Source organism: Planococcus sp. APC 3906 (genome assembly GCF_030407685.1).
Taxonomy (GTDB): domain Bacteria; phylum Bacillota; class Bacilli; order Bacillales_A; family Planococcaceae; genus Planococcus; species Planococcus koreensis.
On record NZ_JASDCW010000066.1, the window covers coordinates 1 to 1,760 of the forward strand.

The 1,760-nt window shown below is 48.3% G+C and carries 1 protein-coding gene; it reads right to left on the reverse strand.

Features of this window, described 5'->3' with window-relative positions; all coding sequences use genetic code 11:
* Positions 1 to 297: 297 nt before the first annotated feature.
* Complete coding sequence (locus QMA09_RS16995; protein ID WP_290213990.1) at positions 298 to 1,515, reverse strand: IS110 family RNA-guided transposase; 1,218 nt, start codon at positions 1,513 to 1,515, stop codon at positions 298 to 300.
* Between the last annotated feature and the right edge of the window lie 245 nt (positions 1,516 to 1,760).

The following is a 1,760-nucleotide window of genomic DNA, read 5'->3' on the forward strand; positions in this document are numbered from 1 at the left end:
TTCTTATCATTAGTCAAGCACCTTTCTTATTTGTTTTCTCGAAGAACGGAATAATCAAGGGGTTTTAAATGGCTGCTTTCCGTTCCGGCACTCGCTTTCCGCGGGCACGGCCTCAGCCGCTTCACTCACTCTGTTCGCTCCAGGGTCTTCGGCTCGCGCTGTTCCCGCAGGAGTCGAGTGCCTGCACTTCAAGCAACTGATACGGGTAGATAGGGAGAAAATAGGCACACCAAATAAACCTCACGGTTCTTCTTTTTTTTGCCGGGGGTTGTGTGCTATATTGAAAGAGAAATGATTTTACGAAGCCTTGCCGGATTCGTAATGGTAAAGAAGACCGTGTTGGATAAGATGAAATGCGACTTTCAAGAACTTATTCACACAGGCAATTACCGCAACCTGATGGAGCTTTCCATTGGGTTGCTTTTTTAATTGGTCGTAATGATCGACAATGGTGTTCTGCGTCTTGGCCCGCAACGAGATCATGTTCATGACCATGTTGTAGAGAATTTTTCGCAGTCTTTTATTCCCGCGCTTATTGATACGGTCCTTATACTGGAGTTTGCCCGATTGATGGCGCCGAATGTCAATGCCGGTATAGGCGTTGATCTGCTTCGCATTCTGAAAGCGCTGGATATCTCCCAACTCCCCGATGAGTTGGACGGCAGTAGCGTCACCGATTCCCGGGAAAGATTTAAGTACCTGAAACTCCACTGTGTCTTTGGAGAGAGCCACCATTTGTTGGATGATCTCTTTTTTCTGTGTTCGCAATTCCAGGAGCCTTCTGGCAAAATTCGTTAGATGTTGGCACCGCACATCTTCCGGCCCGATGGCCGCGTAGGAGTTTCTAGCGGCAGTAAGGAGCTCGACCGCTTTCTTCTCTGCCTGTGCTTGAGATAAATTCTTGCGGGTCGCCTGGAGAATTTGGTCTCGCAGCGACTCGGATGATGCTCCGTCCAGACAAATTGGATGCGGAAAAAGCTGAACGATATTCAAGAAAAGAACGGAACTCTTTGTGAACACCGTTTCCAAGAGGGGAAAGCTCAACTGTAAAAACGCATGCAGCCGGTTGGTGTTTTGAGAAATTTCTTTTTCAATATCTTCTCCGTAACGCGCGAGCGCACGCATCTGTCCATAGAATTCTGCTTGGACATAGGTGTCCGGCCGCATGTTCCGGAAATGCGACTTGGCCAATTCATGGGCATCACTGATATCCGTTTTCTGCCTACGCATCGCGGCCGTTTGGATTTTCGCTTCCAGTGGATTCAAGCGACTGTAAGGAAATCCCTGTTCCTGCAAGAAGCTCTCCAGCGGTTGTGAATAGACACCTGTAGCTTCGAAAACGATTGCCGGCAATCGAGCATCCTGTTCCTCCAAAGCGCTGATGCGCTTATGTAATGCGTGAAAAGCCGCTTGTGTGTGCTCCATTTCCCCTTCGTATTGACAATGTTGATGGTGGTCATAGACCACCAGGGAGCTTTTGCCCATACTGACGTCAAAAGCGATAACGTGCCTCATCAACTCTTCCTCCTGTTCCACGTGTATAGAAGTTCTTCACAGTGCCTTATCGATTCCACTTTCTTATACGGTCTCCAGGACCCAACATACTAACCTGATTCGGATAAGGGTGTGAAGCGAGTCGGTTTCCTGTCTCGGATTCTCAGATCCCCGCGTCCGCACGACTTCACTTCACTTCTACCAAAAAAATAGTAGCACAAACCATGGCCATGGTTTGTGCTACTAATGTTAGTATGTTTCCGCGG

What these genes read in the sequence shown, in the direction of transcription:
- QMA09_RS16995 (WP_290213990.1), bottom strand. Translation starts at nt 1,515, where the DNA reads ATGAGGCACGTTATCGCTTTTGACGTCAGTATGGGCAAAAGCTCCCTG.